Source organism: Hominimerdicola alba, from assembly GCF_900112155.1.
Taxonomy (GTDB): domain Bacteria; phylum Bacillota; class Clostridia; order Oscillospirales; family Ruminococcaceae; genus Hominimerdicola; species Hominimerdicola alba_D.
Genome location: NZ_FOKQ01000017.1, coordinates 43,084 through 60,263, shown reverse-complemented (window position 1 = coordinate 60,263; position 17,180 = coordinate 43,084). Strand labels below are relative to the sequence as shown.

The 17,180-nt window shown below is 45.0% G+C and carries 24 protein-coding genes and 1 tRNA gene; 13 read left to right on the top strand and 12 right to left on the bottom strand.

Features of this window, described 5'->3' with window-relative positions:
- Window positions 1–50: 50 nt before the first annotated feature.
- The 9 genes from BM265_RS10710 to BM265_RS10670 are packed head-to-tail and all read right to left on the bottom strand — an operon-like array spanning window position 51 to window position 4,263.
- Window positions 51–266, bottom strand: a complete 216-nt coding sequence (locus BM265_RS10710; RefSeq protein WP_074961695.1) for a hypothetical protein — start codon at window positions 264–266, stop codon at window positions 51–53.
- Window positions 256–438 carry a hypothetical protein gene (locus tag BM265_RS10705; protein ID WP_074961693.1) on the bottom strand — a complete coding sequence of 61 codons (183 nt, stop codon included), beginning with the start codon at window positions 436–438 and terminating at the stop codon, window positions 256–258. The genes BM265_RS10710 and BM265_RS10705 overlap by 11 nt, the downstream gene beginning before the upstream one ends.
- Window positions 438–845 carry a hypothetical protein gene (locus BM265_RS10700; protein WP_074961691.1) on the bottom strand — a complete coding sequence of 136 codons (408 nt, stop codon included), beginning with the start codon at window positions 843–845 and terminating at the stop codon, window positions 438–440. Before BM265_RS10700 ends, BM265_RS10705 begins: the two co-directional genes overlap by 1 nt.
- A 4-nt stretch (window positions 846–849) precedes the next feature.
- Window positions 850–1,554, bottom strand: coding sequence for a hypothetical protein (locus BM265_RS10695; RefSeq protein ID WP_074961689.1), 705 nt, complete (start codon window positions 1,552–1,554; stop codon window positions 850–852).
- A 1-nt stretch (window position 1,555) separates the two neighbouring features.
- Window positions 1,556–2,506: a ParB N-terminal domain-containing protein gene (locus BM265_RS10690; protein WP_074961687.1), complete on the bottom strand. Its 951-nt coding sequence runs from the start codon at window positions 2,504–2,506 to the stop codon at window positions 1,556–1,558.
- On the bottom strand, window positions 2,503–2,847 hold the full coding sequence (locus BM265_RS10685; RefSeq protein WP_074961685.1) for a hypothetical protein: 345 nt from the start codon (window positions 2,845–2,847) through the stop codon (window positions 2,503–2,505). The genes BM265_RS10690 and BM265_RS10685 overlap by 4 nt, the downstream gene beginning before the upstream one ends.
- Entirely contained in the window at window positions 2,844–3,071 is a 228-nt protein-coding gene (locus BM265_RS10680; protein ID WP_074961683.1) for a hypothetical protein, read from the bottom strand. The genes BM265_RS10685 and BM265_RS10680 overlap by 4 nt, the downstream gene beginning before the upstream one ends.
- Window positions 3,065–3,847: a ParA family protein gene (locus tag BM265_RS10675; protein WP_074961681.1), complete on the bottom strand. Its 783-nt coding sequence runs from the start codon at window positions 3,845–3,847 to the stop codon at window positions 3,065–3,067. The genes BM265_RS10680 and BM265_RS10675 overlap by 7 nt, the downstream gene beginning before the upstream one ends.
- A 26-nt stretch (window positions 3,848–3,873) precedes the next feature.
- A complete protein-coding gene (locus BM265_RS10670) occupies window positions 3,874–4,263 on the bottom strand; it encodes a single-stranded DNA-binding protein (RefSeq protein WP_074961679.1) in 390 nt (129 codons plus the stop codon).
- Window positions 4,264–4,506: 243 nt separating this feature from the next.
- Between BM265_RS10670 and BM265_RS10665 the strand changes: the two genes are divergently transcribed.
- From BM265_RS10665 to BM265_RS10655, 3 genes are read left to right on the top strand one after another with little or no spacing between them, the layout of a single operon-like run.
- Window positions 4,507–4,935 carry a hypothetical protein gene (locus tag BM265_RS10665; protein WP_074961678.1) on the top strand — a complete coding sequence of 143 codons (429 nt, stop codon included), beginning with the start codon at window positions 4,507–4,509 and terminating at the stop codon, window positions 4,933–4,935.
- A complete protein-coding gene (locus BM265_RS10660) occupies window positions 4,932–5,498 on the top strand; it encodes a hypothetical protein (protein WP_074961676.1) in 567 nt (188 codons plus the stop codon). Before BM265_RS10665 ends, BM265_RS10660 begins: the two co-directional genes overlap by 4 nt.
- Window positions 5,499–5,512: 14 nt before the next feature.
- A complete protein-coding gene (locus tag BM265_RS10655; protein WP_074961675.1) occupies window positions 5,513–5,887 on the top strand; it encodes a hypothetical protein in 375 nt (124 codons plus the stop codon).
- On the opposite strand, the gene BM265_RS10650 is transcribed toward BM265_RS10655, so the two are convergent.
- Entirely contained in the window at window positions 5,888–7,291 is a 1,404-nt protein-coding gene (locus tag BM265_RS10650; RefSeq protein WP_074961673.1) for a relaxase/mobilization nuclease domain-containing protein, read from the bottom strand.
- Window positions 7,240–7,554 carry a plasmid mobilization protein gene (locus tag BM265_RS10645; protein WP_074961671.1) on the bottom strand — a complete coding sequence of 105 codons (315 nt, stop codon included), beginning with the start codon at window positions 7,552–7,554 and terminating at the stop codon, window positions 7,240–7,242. Before BM265_RS10645 ends, BM265_RS10650 begins: the two co-directional genes overlap by 52 nt.
- Window positions 7,555–8,075: 521 nt before the next feature.
- On the opposite strand from BM265_RS10645, the gene BM265_RS10640 reads away from it, so the two are divergent.
- The 8 genes from BM265_RS10640 (at window position 8,076) to BM265_RS10605 (ending at window position 14,989) form a co-directional block, all read left to right on the top strand.
- On the top strand, window positions 8,076–9,056 hold the full coding sequence (locus BM265_RS10640) for a helix-turn-helix transcriptional regulator (RefSeq protein ID WP_074961669.1): 981 nt from the start codon (window positions 8,076–8,078) through the stop codon (window positions 9,054–9,056).
- Window positions 9,057–9,188: 132 nt separating this feature from the next.
- A complete protein-coding gene (locus BM265_RS10635) occupies window positions 9,189–9,383 on the top strand; it encodes a hypothetical protein (RefSeq protein WP_081358428.1) in 195 nt (64 codons plus the stop codon).
- A 110-nt stretch (window positions 9,384–9,493) separates the two neighbouring features.
- Window positions 9,494–10,024: a 3'-5' exonuclease gene (locus BM265_RS10630; protein WP_074961667.1), complete on the top strand. Its 531-nt coding sequence runs from the start codon at window positions 9,494–9,496 to the stop codon at window positions 10,022–10,024.
- An 836-nt stretch (window positions 10,025–10,860) separates the two neighbouring features.
- Window positions 10,861–11,355 carry a helix-turn-helix domain-containing protein gene (locus BM265_RS10625; RefSeq protein WP_074961665.1) on the top strand — a complete coding sequence of 165 codons (495 nt, stop codon included), beginning with the start codon at window positions 10,861–10,863 and terminating at the stop codon, window positions 11,353–11,355.
- Window positions 11,355–11,789, top strand: a complete 435-nt coding sequence (locus BM265_RS10620; protein ID WP_074961663.1) for a hypothetical protein — start codon at window positions 11,355–11,357, stop codon at window positions 11,787–11,789. The genes BM265_RS10625 and BM265_RS10620 overlap by 1 nt, the downstream gene beginning before the upstream one ends.
- Window positions 11,790–12,272: 483 nt before the next feature.
- On the top strand, window positions 12,273–13,046 hold the full coding sequence (locus BM265_RS10615; RefSeq protein WP_074961661.1) for a phage antirepressor KilAC domain-containing protein: 774 nt from the start codon (window positions 12,273–12,275) through the stop codon (window positions 13,044–13,046).
- Between the two features lie 258 nt (window positions 13,047–13,304).
- A complete protein-coding gene (locus tag BM265_RS10610) occupies window positions 13,305–13,523 on the top strand; it encodes a helix-turn-helix domain-containing protein (protein ID WP_074961659.1) in 219 nt (72 codons plus the stop codon).
- A 149-nt stretch (window positions 13,524–13,672) separates the two neighbouring features.
- The gene (locus BM265_RS10605; protein ID WP_074961658.1) at window positions 13,673–14,989 is read left to right on the top strand and encodes a tyrosine-type recombinase/integrase; all 1,317 of its coding nucleotides are present in this window, start codon (window positions 13,673–13,675) and stop codon (window positions 14,987–14,989) included.
- A gap of 68 nt (window positions 14,990–15,057) precedes the next feature.
- Here the strand turns inward: BM265_RS10605 and BM265_RS10600 are convergent.
- A tRNA-Leu gene (locus tag BM265_RS10600) sits at window positions 15,058–15,141 on the bottom strand.
- A 697-nt stretch (window positions 15,142–15,838) separates the two neighbouring features.
- On the opposite strand from BM265_RS10600, the gene BM265_RS10595 reads away from it, so the two are divergent.
- On the top strand, window positions 15,839–16,219 hold the full coding sequence (locus tag BM265_RS10595; protein WP_074834032.1) for a response regulator: 381 nt from the start codon (window positions 15,839–15,841) through the stop codon (window positions 16,217–16,219).
- Entirely contained in the window at window positions 16,220–17,104 is an 885-nt protein-coding gene (locus BM265_RS10590) for a chemotaxis protein CheX (RefSeq protein ID WP_074961656.1), read from the top strand.
- Window positions 17,105–17,180 lie beyond the last annotated feature (76 nt).

Sequence of the window (17,180 nt, the reverse complement as noted above, 5' to 3'; positions counted from 1 at the left end):
GCTCTTAAACACGGATAGACCGTCCTCATCAGACGGCTATCCGTTTCTTATTATTCCGCATATCCACAATCAAGCACTCTCAGCTTTGTATGTTCTCCGTCCTGCGGATCAACAATATCATAGGTGATCGAGCTGCACCGGAGTTCGCTGCAAAGCTCGGTAGCCCGTTTCAGGAAGTCCGGCGGTATCTCGGTAAGAGAGCCGTCGTTTTTTATGAGCTTTACGCCGTTTTTCCGCAAGTCCTCGATGAAGTCCTCACTCGTCATTGTCCTGTTCCTCGGTGCTTTCTTCACCCTCGCTCGTTTCAAGGGTGATCGTGTGAGTATAGATCATGTGGTCATTCAGGCAGTCCAGGGAGCAATAGCTCTGATTGGTGTCCTGATGCTTGTAATAGCTCTTGCCTGCGGGTATTTCCTTGTAACAGTTCGCACAAAACATTATTCGTCCCTCCAAAGATAGATCATGGTATCATAAACGGCTCGCTGTGCCTGCATACGGAGCAGATTTCCGATAGAGCCAACGGCATTGAGATTGCCAGATTCAACGGCAACCTGATAGTCACGGCTCGACTGCATAAGCAAGTCAGTCTGACGGTTTACTGCGTCCGTGACCTTAGTATCAAGCTCGTCCAGGTGCTTATAAATCTCACCCTTGTTCACGATCTCCTGCAAGAGATCGGGCCGCTTATCCTCAATGTGATGCAGATAATACCTGATCTGGTCGGTGTGGAACACATAACGCTCTGTTTCGCCAGTCTTTGGATTGCGGTGGCGTACTGTCTGCGTGTCGGTATCAACTTCCCACGCAGGAGCGCCGTTGACTTTCTGTTTGCTGTGAAAAATCATATCATCACTTCCGTTTCTTCATGATATAGTAGCCAGCACCGCCGACTCCTGCGAGAGCTGCCACTCCTGCAATGATCGCAAGAGAATTAACGCCAGAACCCTCAGAATTGCCCTCAGAACCGCCTGATGGACTAACAGTGGTATCATTACCCTCTGCGGCAGAACTGCCCTCAGAAGCCGTTTCCGTTCGTGCTGTGACCTCTCCGATCACTCTCGGTGAATCCTCGCCGTCATCGTGTATCTCATATCCGCCTGTTGCTTCGGGTTCGGTATCTTTCAGCGTACTGAAAGGCGGAAAGCTGTCAACGGTATTGCCGTTTTTGTCGATCATCTGCCAGTTACCGTTCAGGAGCGTGAAACTGTAATGATTATCCTCGGTGTCAATAGTCCAACCGCCGTTGTTATCGTCCTCAAAGTCCCAGCCGTCGATCAGACCACGGTAATAACGGCGGTATTCATGCTTGATCTCGCCCGTGTCGGACCAGTCCAGTCCGCCTGTGCCATAGTTCTCGTCAAGCCACTTGTCGAGTAAGTGGTGCTTGTACGATGCTTCGGGATAATCAAGACCGTTATCGCCCTTGCCGTTCCAGAGATCTTCCCAAATCGCTGACTCAACGGTGTCACGGTCAAGAGCTTCGGCAGCATAGGCTGTAAGCCCTGAGCTGAGTGCAAGTGCGGTACAGAATACCGCTGTGATAATCTTCTTCATGTTATTTGTCCTCCATGTTCTTAAAGTAGAGTTCAAGAGCCTTTTCAATAGTTTCTGTAATCTCTTTCGGCTTCTCACCGTTTCTGAAATACTTGGTGTAGGTTTCGTTGCTGATCTTCACGCTCTTGGGCTTAGGCTTCGGCTCGGTATCATCATGGTAAACGATGCTGTGAACGGTATCACGGTCGATGTTGCCCTCGCTGTCGGCAGAAGCACGAAGCATTTTGGCTGTTTTCATGTCGATCTTACAGTCCTCGGTACATTCAGCGACAACAGCCTGCGTATCTTCGGACAGGAAAGAAAGCTCCACGCCTGCACGAATAGAAAGCTCTCCGCTGTCTACAAGTGCTTTCAGCTCATCAATGAGCTTATTGATACGAATAAGCCTTACTACTGAACCTTTGCTGACACCATACTCCTTGCCGACGCTCTCGCTCGTGTCTAACTTTGAACCCACTGGGTTCAAAGTTGAGCTGTCGGGTTCGGCTGACGGATTTTCAAGGTGTGCAAGCTCTCTGAGAATGTCATTTCGCTTGCCCTGAGAGAACATTTCGCTGTGTCTGAGTGCAACAGCGGCAGCCTGTTCCGATATTCTGAGGTTTTCAAAGCCTCTCTGCATAACATTCGACTCAATGACATACATTTCGGCTTCGTCCTCGGTAAGTCCTGCCTTGATGATCGCCGGAACAGTCGGAAGTCCTGCGATTTTAGAAGCATTCCAGCGGTTATGACCGATGAGGATTTCGTATCCGTCACCGTCCGGCTGAACGATGATCGGAGACAGCACACCATTCTCCTTGATGCTGGCTACCATATCTTCAAGTCTCTCGCCGGAGTACAGCTCAAACTTGTGGTTGTGGTACGGCTTGAGCTGATCGCACGGTATCTGCTGTACAGCGGTCTGCTGTGGTGTGGAGAGCATAGCACTCAGGTCAAACTGCGGTGTATTCATCGTTTCATCTTCCTTTCCATATCCGCAAGCTGTTTGCGAAGCTCACGGTTCTCAATATCAAGCTCCATGATACGGCTTTTCAGCTTTTTCGCCGTAACATCTGCACGGACGATCATATCCGCAAATCTCAGGAGCGTGTTTCTGTATCTGCGCTGATTATAATTGAAGGTGTAGCAGAGCTTTCCTGAGAGCCTGTCACGGCTCTCGGAAAGACTGGCGATCACTTCCCGTGAAGTCTCTGCTATGATTTTGCTGTGGTCTGAGCTGAAATACTCGTCTAACTCACCGTCATCGTGGGGAGTGAACAGCCACGGTATCTTGTCGGTATCAAAGGGTTTCATGACTCGTCCTCCTCATCATCTTCATCGGTGCAGTAGCTCAGTCCGTTCTGAAGCTGAATGTAGATGCCCGAATAGCGGTCATGCTCTGCGCCGTCGCTGTTCATCATCGCTTCAAGGAAGTATGCTGATGCTTCTTCACGGTCGTCCCACTCCTGCTTCTTGCCGTAGCATACGGTAGTGACCTTGCGGTTCGGATTCATTGCGAGTTCTGACATTCTTAACATCTTGAAAGCACCTCCTGAGCTAATTCATCATATTCCTGACCTAACTTGTGACCTGTGAGACAAAGCGGTGTGCCGTTTTCGGAGCTTTTGGCAGCTTCGATAGACTTGCTGATGCTTGTCCTGAACAGCATTTCGCCGTACTTTTCGTTGAGTGTATCAATCGCCGTCCTGCTGACCTTTGTGCGGTCAACCATTGTCGGCAGCACTCCGATGAGGTTCAGCTTCGGGTTGGTATTTGCCTTGACGAGCTGAGTGAGAGCTTCAAGGGACTGCAAGCCGTCCATACTGAACTTCTGTGTCTGTACGGGTATCAGCACCCTGTCCGCAGCGGTAAGGGCATTGATAAGGAGCGTTCCCAGGGACGGCAGGCAGTCGATCAGCACGAAGTCATAACCTACGATCAGGTCTTCCGTGAGTATTCTGCGTAGAATATGCTCCTTAGAGATCATCGTGACCATGAGCGTTTCCGCATTTGCGAGGTTGATGTCGGAGGGAATGTAGTCCACTCCTGCTGTATCGCTGTGACGGATCGTCTTCTGAGCAGTTTCCGCTGTCAAGGGCGTTCCTGCGTAGAATGACATGATAAGCTGTGTCATGGTCGGATTGCCGTTCGGCTCATATTTCAGGTACTCGGAGAGGTTTGCCTGCGGATCGAAGTCCACAAGCAGAACCTTCTTTCCGTGGTTCAGAGCAAGGCAAGCTCCGAGGTTATATGCGGTGGTGGACTTGCCGACACCGCCTTTCTGATTGCTGATTGCGATAATAGTAGTGTCCATTTTCGTATCCTCCTTGTGATTATAGGTTAGAACAGCGGATCGTCCTCTGTTCCTGCGTAGGGATTTTCATAGCTGTTGGCGGTCGTTGCGGTGTTCTCACGCTTCTTACCGCCGTTGAAGTGGATTTCCTCAACTTTTACCTCGGTGGAAGAACGCTTCTGACCGTCCTTTTCATAGCGGTTGATGTGGACTGCTCCGACGAGTGTGACCATATCGCCCTTGCCGAACCAATCGACGATCACATCTGCGTTGCGGTTCCAGGCTGTGCAGGTAAAGAAGTCGGTTTCGGGATTCTCCTCGCCCTTACGCTTCGGGCGGTCGCAGGCAATGGTGAACTTGCAAAGACGGCTCTCGCCTTTGGTCTGAATTTCGGGATCGGCAGTCAGTCTGCCGGCTACCATGAACTTGTTTAACATAGGATTTACCTTCCTTTCGTGGTTTCGGGTTTCTGTGTTTCTGTTGTGCTTTTATTATACTTGTCTTTACACCCAATGTCAAGTATAATTTTCTTTATTTTGGAATCTTTGTAGGAGCGCAGCAATCAGCACCCCGATTTTTGATTTTCCCCAGTGTGATTTGTATAAATTTCGGATTATACTTGACTTTGCACCCAACTTTTGATAGAATAGAGGAAAGACCGAAATTAAGGGGGAATACTCTTGTTTAAGCATAAATGCGAGATGTGCGGTTTGGAGTTTGAGACGAACAACACCCGTGCAAAATACTGTATCTATTGCCGTGACAAGGCTCAGGCTGCCCGTAACCGTGCATACGCTGAGAAGAAGAAGTCCGGCAATGCCGTAAAGATCGGCAGCGAACAGGTTTGTCCGATCTGCGGTAAGACCTATACTGTGACTTCCGGTTCGCAGAAGTATTGCAAGGAGTGTACCGCAAATAAGAAGCGTAAGAAATCAGCTCCGAACACGGAATACCTCAAAGGACATTACGATTATATCCGTGTCAACGTGCCGAAAGGAGAGCGTGAGAAGATCAAGGCTTATGCAGAGTCTCAGGGTATGAGCGTGAATAAGCTGTTACTCACGGCTTTGGAGGAATACAAAGAAAAACACAATGGGAATAAACAATGAAACTTACAAATAATAGATGTGCTGTTGAGGTCACATTAGATGACAACTTTGATTTCAAAAGCCCCGATCATAGTGAATATGATCTTATTTTGAATGTTGACGGATATACTGCTCAGGACTTTTATAGAGTGCTGTCCTTATCCGTAAATCTGTATTATGACAAATACAAGATTGCTTTAGTAGGTTCAGGTCAATCATATCCTGATGACTGTGCCGTTCTTGATGATGAGGTTCTGACCGTAGTTCAGGATAATCGAGTTGTTATACTTAATCTTCATAATAGAACAGTAGTAGCAACCTATGATACCGATTTGTATGGATGTGCCTTTGGTCTGTATAGTACACCTGACGGATACTTTATTCATGGTGAGCTTGAAGTAGCACGATATGATAAAGATTTCAATAAAAAGTGGGGCTTTTCAGGTAGAGATATTTTCGTATCACCAAACAATAAACAGGCTTTTCGGTTGCTTGAAGATCGTGTATGCCTTTATGACTTTGAGGATAATTATTATGAGATTGATTATAATGGAAATCTGATTTGCGAACAATCACATAAATAGATTCGGAGGGTGCAATGAGTATTCAAGATTATTTCATTATGGGTAGTGAACCTCTCCCTGATTTGAGTGTCGATGACATTCGTAAATGGCTCTCTGAGCATACTGACAAACAAAGCATAATAGATGCGTATGCTGCCGTACATAACAAAGCGTGGTGGATTGAAGATAATGAATACGACTATGAGGAAGGTACTACCGCCTATACCTACGCCTGCGAACAGACTGATGCTTGGTTTGCCTTAATGGACGAATTGCAAGAAATCATCTTCAGCTATCTTCGTGATGAGGGAATAACGATTCCGGAAAAAGGTTATATTTCGGTTCTCGCTCCATTCATGGAACAACACGGTTATTTTGACGGAAATGGCTGGTGGGTGAAAAAGAAATAATCACTCCAAATCCCCATTCTTTTTACGCTTGCGGTCTTGCTGCTGTTCGTTGCGTTCCTGCCTGAGAAATTCCTCAATAGTACGCTGTGCGTCAGCAAGATCACGCGCCCGCTTATCCGCTTCACGAAACTGCAAATCTTTCTCTGAACGCTCTTGTATAAGGGCGTTTATTTTTTGCTCCAGATTCTCCACGGTCGGGATATGTCCCGATGGGTAAAGCTCCAATACCTTAGAACGGATTTGCCCGTATTCGGAAAGCTCATCGCTGTTGTTTTGGCGGTACTTTCTCGCAGCACTTCCGCTGAGTTTTTTCACCTCCTCGGCGTACACTTTCAGCTTGCGGTATTTCCGCAGAACTTTGAGCTTGAATTTTAGATCGTCTATCTCGGTATTCATGTTGTTCAGGTCGGAGAGTAACTGACGGCTGTTTGCGTATTCCGACAGGGCCGCAGTAGGTATCTGCTCAGGCTCTACGCCATACTCAGCGATCACGTTCTTTGCGATACTGGCGAGCTTCATATTGCCACGGTCGATAGCGTCCTGAACAAACTTGTTTGGTGGCTTCTTGGTGAGAACTCTGACCTTTGTTCTCGGCGTGTAGATCATAACTCCATGATACTGAGCAATGCGGTCTTTGATCTGCCGTGTCTCATAGAACCAGCCGAGTGTCCGGGCGCGTGTCATTTTGGCTCTCGGATTGTGTTCTTTCTGCTCTGCAAGCATAAATTTCAGATCGATCTTGTGGTCGGGATTATACTCGACAAGCACACCGTACTCGGCACACTTCCTGAGAAAATCATCAAAGTCCTCGCTTGCTTTTACAACCTGATCTATCGTGTATTTCAGCTTGGCTTTCCACGATAGTCCCTGACGGTTCATATCCCACTCCCAATGGCTCATACCTTTGGTCTGTTCAGAACGTGTAATAACAGAAAGATGATGCCGCTTGCATACCTCGTCTGCAAGTGTACGGAGCTTGTGATATGACCTGTCTTTCTCCGTAAATCTGCGGTTCTCGTTTGTCTCGAAAGTACGTCCGTTCCACATACTCACATTATTGAAAATACAATGCACATGAATATGATCTTTGTCGGTGTGAACAGCAAGATAATACTGATATTCGCCCTTGAGATATTTCTGGCATAACTCCTTGCCGATCTCCAATGCTCTTTCAGGAATGATCTCACCAGGCTTGAATGACATTGTGAAGTGCTGGGCAAGAACAGTATTCAAACCTGTCCCTTTGGCTCGGATCGCTTCAAAATCTCTGCTTGCCTGTCTCGGATTATAGCTGCAACCCGATGTGAAAATGAGTCTGCCGTTATCCGTCTTTTCGGGGTTAGCGATGTAGGCTAATGCGTCAGAGACAGAAACTTTGATTGGAAAAATCTTAGTTGTTGCCAAATCTTATCCTGTCCCTCCTTGATCTCAGCAATGTCCTCGGCATAGATGTGGTTGGTGCTGTTTACTCTGACAGCTACCTGATTGATGTTGCTTGCGATATTGCTGATAAGTCTGTTGAGTTTCTTCAGTTCGTCCTCGCTGATATGAATGATATATCCCTCAAAGATCATCGCCCTGATAAACTCGCTTCGTGACCTCAGTCCGCTGTTGCGAAACTTTCTCTCGATAGCTTCGTACTCCTCCTGCGTTAAGCGTATCTGCATATATCGAATATGCTTCTCTGATTTGTCGATTTTTATCTCTCCTTTCTTTACGGGGTTTTAGGGGCAGAGCCCTCTGACAAGCTGTGCATCGCCGTATTCAATTCTCAAAATTGTAATGCGGAGATGCCGTGCTTGCGAACTTTGATTTGCCCCTGTCGGGGCAAAGTCAATATGAGCCTACGGCTCTGTTAGGTTTCTTCTCTCTGTTAGAGGAATTGGAGCTGTGCGACTTCGGCTGCAATGCCCCCTCACTTACCTAATAAGAAAAAGATATTTTCGGGAAAGAAAAACGCAAAAGTTCACGGAAAGTTTACAATTATAAAGGCGTATGCTACTACTTTCCGAACATAGTAATGCTTTATTCCGAATCTGATTGATGAACCCCGTCCGATATGATAAAATAATAATGAAGAAACCTCGCCGCTCTGTGTATCCAGAGGAGCGAGGTCTGCGGTCGATATTCACCCTGTTCTGACATACATTCAGGACGGGGCATTTGATTATATGCGGAGGTGGTTTCAGTGGATCAGGAAAGAATTATTTATATACTCGACTATCTGTCAAGATATACCGATGAGAACAAGGCAGTATCCATCAAGGAGATACAGGAACATCTTGCTCATGCCTGCAACCTGACAAGGGTGAATGATGTGACCATACGCCGTGACCTTGATCGGCTCACCAGTGCAGGAAATCATATTGTCAAATATAGCCGTGAGCATAACACGGCTTACTATGCTCTGATAGACAAGGGATTCTCCTTTAACGAGATACGTTTCCTTGTTGATTCGGTATCTATCAATAAGTTTCTGACAGCATCTCAGAAGAAAAAGCTGATAAAGAAGTTTGAGGGTATGTGTTCCGATGCGGAGATCAGGCAGCTCATCAGCAGGATCACGCTCAATGAGAGATGTTCACCGTCACTCGATCTGCTTGAGAACTTGGACTTGATACATCGCCTGATTGCTGACCGCCGGAAAATCAATTTTGAGTACGGCAAATATGATACCGACAAGTGTATGAAGTATTATAAGAAGAAGCGTGAACTCCTGCCTGTTAAGGTCATCTACTTCAAGGAGCGTATCTACCTAAAATGCTATAATGAAGCTGAGGAGCGTTGGCGTATCTATCGTGTTGACCGTATGAGGTATATTGAGGGCGGTGAAGTATCCCGTACACGTCTGCCGAAAGAACAGAAGGCTGAGGGCTTTGTGACCGATATGTTTGAGCCGGAATACTTTGAATATGTAAAGCTCAGAGTAAAGCGGTTTCTGCTTGACGATATGCTTGAACATTTTGGTGACTATGCTTCGATTTCCCCATACTCCAAAAAGGACGAGAGCGTTATCATGACAGTTCATGTCGGTGTAAACCGTAGATTCTTTCTGTGGGCATTGAGCTACGGGGACGGTATCGAGCTGCTGTCTCCTGAAAGAGTAAGAGAAGGTTATCTGAGAGAGGTCAGAAAAATACTCGGAGCTTATCCTGAGTTTGAGAAGTAACTACTTTCTGACGGCTTTTTCTGCAACTCACAAGCAACTCTTGTGCAACCCCATAATATCTGATCTGTCCCTTGACACTCAAATCCCGTTGTAGTATAATAGAACAAGTGTGAAAATCGGGAGGTTATAACTATGATGGAAGCAATTACAGTCGGGGCTAAGATCATGATGACAGCAAGTGTCACCAGCGATTATCCTGTCGGCTCTACGGCAACGATCATTTACATAGACGAGATGGACAATGTGTTCGTAGAATGGTCTGACGGTAAGCTGTCATCGTTCTCGGATAAACAGGTATTGAATAGCTTTGAGCGAATCGGAGCATAATGAAATGCAGTCGGCAGCAATGTCGGCTGTTTTCTTTTCTGCCGATTGACCTTTCCGTTCCAGTGTGGTATAATTACCCTATAATCTGCTTTGCTTGGGAGTGATACGATATGGCAGTCTACATAGTCTTTGACGTTGAAACGCCCAATCGGGCAAATGACCGAATGAGTGCAATAGGTATATCTGCAATCAAGGATAACAAGATCGTGGCGAACTACTTTTCTCTTGTTGATCCCGAAACTCACTTTGACTACTTCAACACTCAGCTCACGGGGATAGATGCGGATAAGGTCAAGGGCGCTCCGAACTTTGCAGAGCTTTGGAAGAAAATAGAGCCTATCATGAACAAGGGTATCCTCGTTGCCCATAATGCTGTGTTCGATATGAGTGTTCTCCGTGCGTGTCTGCGTGATTATGGTATCTCTTGGAAACCGACTGCAAAATACCTTTGTACGGTCCAGATCGGCAGGCGTGTTCTGCCGGATATGAAGCATAACCTCAATGTGATGTGCGATCACTACGGTATTGCTCTCGATCATCACCAGGCAGACAGCGATAGTCATGCCTGTGCGGAGATACTGCTGAGGTACATGGAAAGCGGTGTTGATGTGAGAGAATATGTGAAGGAATACCGACTATAAATATAAGCGATTATCTGAGCTGTTGCTATAAGCAATGGCTCTTTTCTTTTTGGTGAATTCCGCAGAAGCACAAATTTTGTCTATCTGAAATGGTATAATGAAAATTTTAGGCAAAACCTTTCCAGAACATGAAATTCTGTCGAACTGATTTGGTATAATTAGGATAGACAAGCATACAGCTCGGTTTTTGTACGATCATTGACAGTTCCATACAGACAGGTCGAAAGATACTAAGTCTATGGGAGGTGGTAAACGTGTACTGGACAATGATAATAGATCTCGCTCTGCATTGATTGCCTTGCGGATTATCTATGCTGTTACAAAAATTGAGAAGTAGTATGCGGCTTCAACGGCATAAGGGCGGTCTGTGCAGTAACAGGCCGCCTTTTCTTGTGTGTGTATTGTGATAGATAGATGAAAGATATGTGATGCGTGGAACACTTGCAGTTGCATTCCGATTGCATATTTTCATCGTAGATACAGTGCTTTTAGGAGTATAATCGTTCAGATGGACGAAAAAGACAAAAAGCTCAAAACCTCTGGAAAATTGGCGGTTTTCAAAAATCAGGGTGTTTCAGTACTGAAACACTTGAAACGACGCTATATCTTGCTTTTTCGCGCGTTATGGTTCATAATGGTAGTATGCACGTTCAAGGGTGTGCAGTCCATATAGTGAACCTATTGCGCAAGGGGTTACTCGATCACTGTATGGAAACTAAATAGGATTCAATCAAATGAACGAGTGATGTTTGGTTGTCGGACGGTTTATGCCGAATGACAGTCGTACTGTGTTCATTTGTACATTTCCGTCCGGCAGGAAAGGACGGAGATGTTTTATGGAGTATACATACAAAGTTCGACAGGAAATACCGGACACCGAAAGTGAAGAACTGGCAAGATACGAGCTTGATGTCTTTGGAACAACAAAATACGCAGATCAGTTGAAAGACACATTGCCGATTGTAATATCCCGATATATGGAGGAAGCTAAGATCGGCACGAATAAGCTGTCTCGGCTTACTGGAATCCCCAAAGCCACAATCACCCGTTACTGCAATGGAACTGCACGGTATCAGGAAGATTATCTGTGTGCGATATGCATAGCGCTCAGGCTCAAACCCGTAAAGCAGAGATATTTGCTCGGAAGACTGCGGCATCATCTGCGTGACGGTATAGTCGAGCATACTGTCAGGAGCTATATCATAAGAGAATATCTTGACGGCTGCTATTATGATGATAGTCTGACTGTGGCATTTTGCAATGATCGCCTGATCGCTAACAAGGAAAGACCGCTTACAAAGCTCACCTCTGAAACGGAGGGCAAGCGGTAATGAATAAGTTCTTCTACAAACACTTCGGTGATGATGTTCCTGCATCCATAGAAAATGAGTATAACAGGCTTCTGATACAAGAATATAACCAGAACGTCAGGGAGTATAGGAATCGGGTGCAGACATTGGATTTTTATGAAGTGGCTGAGTTTTTCCCTGATCCTGCCTCACTCCCTATGTATGAACTTGAACAGGAGAAAGAACGCCTGCACCACAAAAGACTTGAGTATCTGCCGAAAGCATTACAGCTTCTGAAAATAGAATATCCTGAGCTGTATGTCCTTGTGATCGAATACTTCTTTGCCCAGGATAAGGTGACATTGGCTGCTTTAGCAGAGGTTCATGCTATGAGCGTAGATAAAATCAGGTACAGAATCGGACTTGCCAAAGTAAAGCTAAGAGAATATTACGATTTGCACGAAAAGATGAACTAAGATTTGTTTACATTGACGATTTTTCTTTTCGACAGCAAAAAAATCGTGAAAATCTTTCCCGAAAACGCAAATTTCTCATTAGGTATATAGAGGGCGTTGGTTCAGAATGATTCCCGAAGGACTGACAAGCTCTCGATCCTCCTTTCGTTATGAAGGGTTATATATAAGGGCTTCGGGACGGCACTGCTTTTTTGTCCATTTTCAGGCTGTACCGTCCCATACAAGCCCGATCCGAATGAATTGCTTTTCTAAGCATAATTGACTCCTTTCACTGAGACAGCAGAGATGCTGTCGGGAGAGCCTGAGATTTTGCTTGGGTTCTGCCTAAAACATCTCTGAATATGATTGTTCCATTTCTCCTATTTTCAAATAGACAGCAATACGCTGTTCTCCTGCGTCGGGGGCGTACTTCCGTTCCCGACATTATGCAGGAGTTCACTTTCAAACACAAAACACCGACAAGAGAGAAAGAGGGTGTTCTATATGAATGAGATCACAATAGCCGTGAAATACGATAATGATAAACCTACTGTCAGCGGACGGGAGCTGTATCAGGCATTACTTGTGAAAACACCATATACAATGTGGTTTCCAAGAATGTGTGAGTATGGTTTTGGCGAAAACATAGACTATTTCACGGATCACAAAAATGTTATCCGTGAAGATGGCAGAGAAATGCCACAAAAACAGATTGATCATATCCTGACCATTGATATGGCAAAGGAACTTTGTATGATACAGCGTACCGAGATCGGCAAACGCTGCCGTGAATACTTCCTGAACCTTGAACGTCAGTGGAACAGTCCCGATGCGGTTATGGCAAGAGCATTGCAGATCGCAGACCAGAAACTGGAACTTGCAAAACAGCAAAACGGAAGTCTGATCGAGACAACTGCTGTTCAGGCAAAGCAGATAGAGGAAATGAAGCCGAAAGCCAATTATTACGATGTTGTGTTAAACTCCGCAGGACTAATGCCCATAAGCACTATCGCAAAGGATTACGGAAAATCTGCGGTATGGCTGAACAAATGGCTTCATGAACACGGCATACAGTATAAAATGGGGACTGTATGGCTTCTTTATCAGAAGTATGCTGACAGGGGTTATGTTCAATCAAAGACTTTCACCGTCTTAGACAGCAATGGCGATTCTATCGCCAAACCCAATACTCAATGGACGCAGCGCGGCAGACTATTTATATATGAGCAGTTAAAGAAAGAAGGTATCCTGCCATTGATCGAACAGGACGATAGCTGAAACGCTGTCGGGAGTATCCGTTCTGCGGCGGGACGGATACTGCCCACGGTGCTTCACACACCTCCTTGTTTTGAACGACGGCTGATGTGCCGTCGGGAGCTTCTTCTCCTCGGAGTAGGAGCTGCCAACAGTACATCAATTTCGGGCATAAAAATAACGGATAGACGATGTACAGCCGTTTTACGGCAAAGTATCTTGAAAATTGAATATTCATCAAGGCTATAACCTATGGGAAATACAAAGAAGGAGGATTGGCTTATGACTGAGTATGAAGCTTATGACAAGCTCTTTAGTAAATATCCTGATGTTGTGACAGTCAAGGACGTAAGTGAAATGCTTGGATTAGGTATCAGAAACACCTATAAGCTATTCTCTGACGGTAAACTTCATTCTCTGAATTGCTGTAAGAAAATTCTGGTAACTAAGATTGAAGTAATAAATTACGTTCTGCAATGCGCACAACAAAGGGGCGAATAACAAGCGTTGTGATGACAAGTTAGTAGAATCGCATACAAGACTTTTGAAAACACTTGAATATACCGCCAATGCGCGCTATAATGGTGTTACCAACCAAAACTTGATGCAGACTTTCTACCAGCTTTCACAATGCAAGGAGGATAATAATAATGAAAGCAAGTCTGCCCTTTAAGTACATCACCGCTGTAAAAGGCGGAAAACACTATGTAGTTTTCGACTACAAAGACAATGAAGGTAAAAGAAAGCGGAAATGGGTGGGAACTGATCTCCCTGAAAACTGCAAGAAAAAGGAACTGTCAGCTAAGGTTGACGAGATTGTAGCAAATTTCTATAAGGAATACATCAGCGGTAATGTTGTTAAACACGAAAACACCGTAAAGATGAGGATTTCTGAGGACGGACAGTCTCTTGAAACAGCTAAGACAGAATACACATTCACGGAGTTTTTCAAGGTGTGGCTCGAATCAATCAGACCTACGGTCGCAGAGACTACGTTTGAGGGATATGAACACACTTCTCACCGTATCATCTCTTATTTCGACAGAGTATTTCCTGATATTAAGCTCAGTGAGCTGAAAGCAATGGAGCTTCAGCGTTTCTACAATGATATGTATGCAAGCGGTCTTTCAGCTAACACGATCAAGCACTATCACGCAAATATCCATAAAGCGCTGAAATATGCGGTAAAGATGGACTTGATTACAGTGAATGAATCGGAAAAGACTGAGCGTCCAAAGATGGAGAAGTTTGAAGCTATGTTCTATAATGAACACGAACTTGGACTTCTGTTCAATGCTTTCAGGGGCGATCGAATGGAAATCGTTGTACTCATCGCAGCCTACTACGGGCTTCGTCGCAGCGAGATCATCGGTCTCAGATGGGATGCGATAGACTTTGAAAAGGGTACTATCACTATTCGTGAGAAGGCTTATGTGGTGAAGGACGATGACGGAAGCCGTGTAACGAAGTTCCACAATCAGCTTAAAACGAGAGCAAGTCATAGAACGCTTCCGCTTATTCCGTTTATCAGGGATCTTCTGAAAGAGAAGAAGGAGCAGAATGAGTACCTCGGCAAGATCATGAAGCACGATTACTGTCATGATTATGACGATTATATCTGCACCGATAACTTTGGAAAGCTGATTACCCCTGTATATGTTACTGACCACTTCGCAAGTATGATCAGGAAACACCGGCTCAAGAAGCTCCGCTTTCATGATTTGAGACATTCCTGTGCAAGTCTCTTGCTTGCAAGTGGTGTTCCTATGAAAGCGATTCAGGAATGGTTAGGTCATTCCACTTTCCAGGTCACTGCTGACTTTTACAGTCATCTTGAGTTCAATTCAAAGCTCGACTCTGCTGATGCGATTGCTCAGGCTCTTGGAGCTTGCAATGCTTCGGAGGAAGGCGGAGATAAAGCTCAGAACAACAATGGCACAAGCCTGTCGGGTGACAGCAAAAACTGAGCTGTATTTCACTTGGCATAAAAAAAGAACCGAGCCTTTTCTCAAAAGCTCGATTCAACATTGATTTTTGGTGCCGATGGCGGGACTTGAACCCGCACACATTGCTGCGGTAGATTTTGAGTCTACTGTGTCTGCCATTCCACCACATCGGCATTATTAAGTTTTTTCTTCTGAAAGACCACTTTCAAAGGTCATTGATAATTCGGTAGAAAAACGGTAGAATACTAAAAACCCTAACAAGTCATTTCTACCATAATCATCAAATTTCCTCATAGTTTAGCCGTTAGAGCGATTAAGAAAAACAAGCGGATTCAAAAAGAGCCAAAAACCACAAGCGGATTTTGAATCAAACCGCATTTTTCAGAAAAGCCACGGAAAAATGGTAGAAATTTGGTAGAAAAATCGAACACACTGACAAGTTCATTCTACCAAGAACACCAAATTCCACGGAAATCACGCTGTTTGTGAGATTAAGCAAATCGTTGGCAACTCAAATCCTGAAAAAATGCTGATAGGATTTTGAGTCTGCTGCGTCTGCCAATTTCGCCACAGCGGCGTATTTCTGTGTTAATTGACCATAATATTATATCATATAGTGTCAAGAAAGTCAAGTAGTATCCGGCAAAATTATATTCACTAAAATTTATGCATAATCACTATTAAAACAGCCTAAAAAACGGTTGATTTTTACAGAGAAATATGTTAGAATTATTAAGACGAGGTAGGTATGATTTTAAAGTAAATGTCATTTAAAAATTTTATCAAGAACCATTCATTTGGTATATAATGAAAATATTAAGTTTACTGATATCTGCTGCCTTTACAAATATATAAAGGAGGAATTACAATATGGTTATACAAGATCTTAAAGTCCTCATCTGCGACGACTCCATGTTCGCAAGAAAAAAGATGAACATGACTATATCTGCACTGGGTATAAACGAAGTATTTGAAGCAGCTGACGGTGAAGAGGCTGTTGCAAAATACAAAGAAAACAAGCCCGATGTGGTATTTATGGATATTATTATGCCCAGAATAACAGGTATCGAGGCTCTCAAGCAGATAATCGAATTTGACCCCGATGCTAAGGTCGTTATGGCTTCAAGCGTTGGTACTCAGGGGCACTTAAAGGAGGCTTTACGCGCAGGTGCTGCGGATTTTCTTCAGAAACCCATATCTGATGAAGATACCAGAGCTATCCTTGAAAACGCAGCTAAGGGGGTGCTGTGATTGTTTGCTCAATTTTTCGGAGGCTATCTTCTCCATAAAAAGCTGGTCACTTCGGAAGATCTGACCCAGGCTTTTGAGGATAAGAAGCATACAAGAATGCGCCTTGGCGTATTGGCTATAAATGCGGGACTTATGACCGCAGATCAGGTCGAGCACGTTAATATCACTCAGCAGAGCGTTGATAAGCGTTTCGGCGACCTTGCTGTTGAACTTGGATATGTGACCGAAGAACAGGTTGACAAGCTGCTTTCTCAGCAGCCCACGGAATATCTGCTTCTCGGACAGACCCTTGTGAACAACGGCGTGCTTTCAAATGCCCAGTTTGAACAGGCTATAAATGATTACAAGACCGATAATGAGCTTACGGACAGCGACCTTGAAGGCAGCAAGAACGAGAGCCTGAGCAAGCTGGTAACAGAGTTCTATCACCTTGAAGAAGCTTCAAACGCCAGAATGCTGACTGACTACGTTACCATGATGTTCAAGAACATCATCAGATTCATCGATACAGATTTCACTCCGCTGGAAGCTATCGTTATCCGTGAATTCGATGCCGAGAATCTCATCGAACAGCGTATCACTGGCAGTTACGATGCAGTTACCTGCATCACCGCTGACAAGGACGTTTACTATGAGTTTGCAAAGAGATTCGCAGGCGAGAACTTCGGGGATATCACGGGCTTTGAAAACGAGACCGTGGGCGAGTTCCTGAATGTGGTGAACGGTCTGTTTGCAGTAAACCAGTCCAACGAGGGCGGCGCTGAACTCACCATGACACCACAGCAGTTCATTCAGGATAAGAAGATAAGCTTTGAAAAGCCTGCTTTCTGCATACCTGTAGTGTTCAGCTTCGGCGAGGTTGATTTCATAGTCACCGCTGAATAACTTTGATAACAAAGACCCTGTGCCCTGCACGGGGTCTGTTTTGTGTGCATATAGCCATCCCTCGGGATAACCTCGG

Coding starts and splice junctions, on each gene's coding strand:
- BM265_RS10615 (WP_074961661.1), top strand. CDS start 12,273: ATGAATGAGATCACAATAGCCGTGAAATACGATAATGATAAACCTACT.
- BM265_RS10705 (WP_074961693.1), bottom strand. CDS start 438: ATGTTTTGTGCGAACTGTTACAAGGAAATACCCGCAGGCAAGAGCTAT.
- BM265_RS10610 (WP_074961659.1), top strand. CDS start 13,305: ATGACTGAGTATGAAGCTTATGACAAGCTCTTTAGTAAATATCCTGAT.
- BM265_RS10700 (WP_074961691.1), bottom strand. CDS start 845: ATGATTTTTCACAGCAAACAGAAAGTCAACGGCGCTCCTGCGTGGGAA.
- BM265_RS10625 (WP_074961665.1), top strand. CDS start 10,861: ATGGAGTATACATACAAAGTTCGACAGGAAATACCGGACACCGAAAGT.
- BM265_RS10645 (WP_074961671.1), bottom strand. CDS start 7,554: ATGCAGATACGCTTAACGCAGGAGGAGTACGAAGCTATCGAGAGAAAG.
- BM265_RS10690 (WP_074961687.1), bottom strand. CDS start 2,506: ATGAATACACCGCAGTTTGACCTGAGTGCTATGCTCTCCACACCACAG.
- BM265_RS10630 (WP_074961667.1), top strand. CDS start 9,494: ATGGCAGTCTACATAGTCTTTGACGTTGAAACGCCCAATCGGGCAAAT.
- BM265_RS10635 (WP_081358428.1), top strand. CDS start 9,189: ATGATGGAAGCAATTACAGTCGGGGCTAAGATCATGATGACAGCAAGT.
- BM265_RS10685 (WP_074961685.1), bottom strand. CDS start 2,847: ATGAAACCCTTTGATACCGACAAGATACCGTGGCTGTTCACTCCCCAC.
- BM265_RS10620 (WP_074961663.1), top strand. CDS start 11,355: ATGAATAAGTTCTTCTACAAACACTTCGGTGATGATGTTCCTGCATCC.
- BM265_RS10695 (WP_074961689.1), bottom strand. CDS start 1,554: ATGAAGAAGATTATCACAGCGGTATTCTGTACCGCACTTGCACTCAGC.
- BM265_RS10660 (WP_074961676.1), top strand. CDS start 4,932: ATGAAACTTACAAATAATAGATGTGCTGTTGAGGTCACATTAGATGAC.
- BM265_RS10595 (WP_074834032.1), top strand. CDS start 15,839: ATGGTTATACAAGATCTTAAAGTCCTCATCTGCGACGACTCCATGTTC.
- BM265_RS10680 (WP_074961683.1), bottom strand. CDS start 3,071: ATGTTAAGAATGTCAGAACTCGCAATGAATCCGAACCGCAAGGTCACT.
- BM265_RS10605 (WP_074961658.1), top strand. CDS start 13,673: ATGAAAGCAAGTCTGCCCTTTAAGTACATCACCGCTGTAAAAGGCGGA.
- BM265_RS10675 (WP_074961681.1), bottom strand. CDS start 3,847: ATGGACACTACTATTATCGCAATCAGCAATCAGAAAGGCGGTGTCGGC.
- BM265_RS10655 (WP_074961675.1), top strand. CDS start 5,513: ATGAGTATTCAAGATTATTTCATTATGGGTAGTGAACCTCTCCCTGAT.
- BM265_RS10710 (WP_074961695.1), bottom strand. CDS start 266: ATGACGAGTGAGGACTTCATCGAGGACTTGCGGAAAAACGGCGTAAAG.
- BM265_RS10670 (WP_074961679.1), bottom strand. CDS start 4,263: ATGTTAAACAAGTTCATGGTAGCCGGCAGACTGACTGCCGATCCCGAA.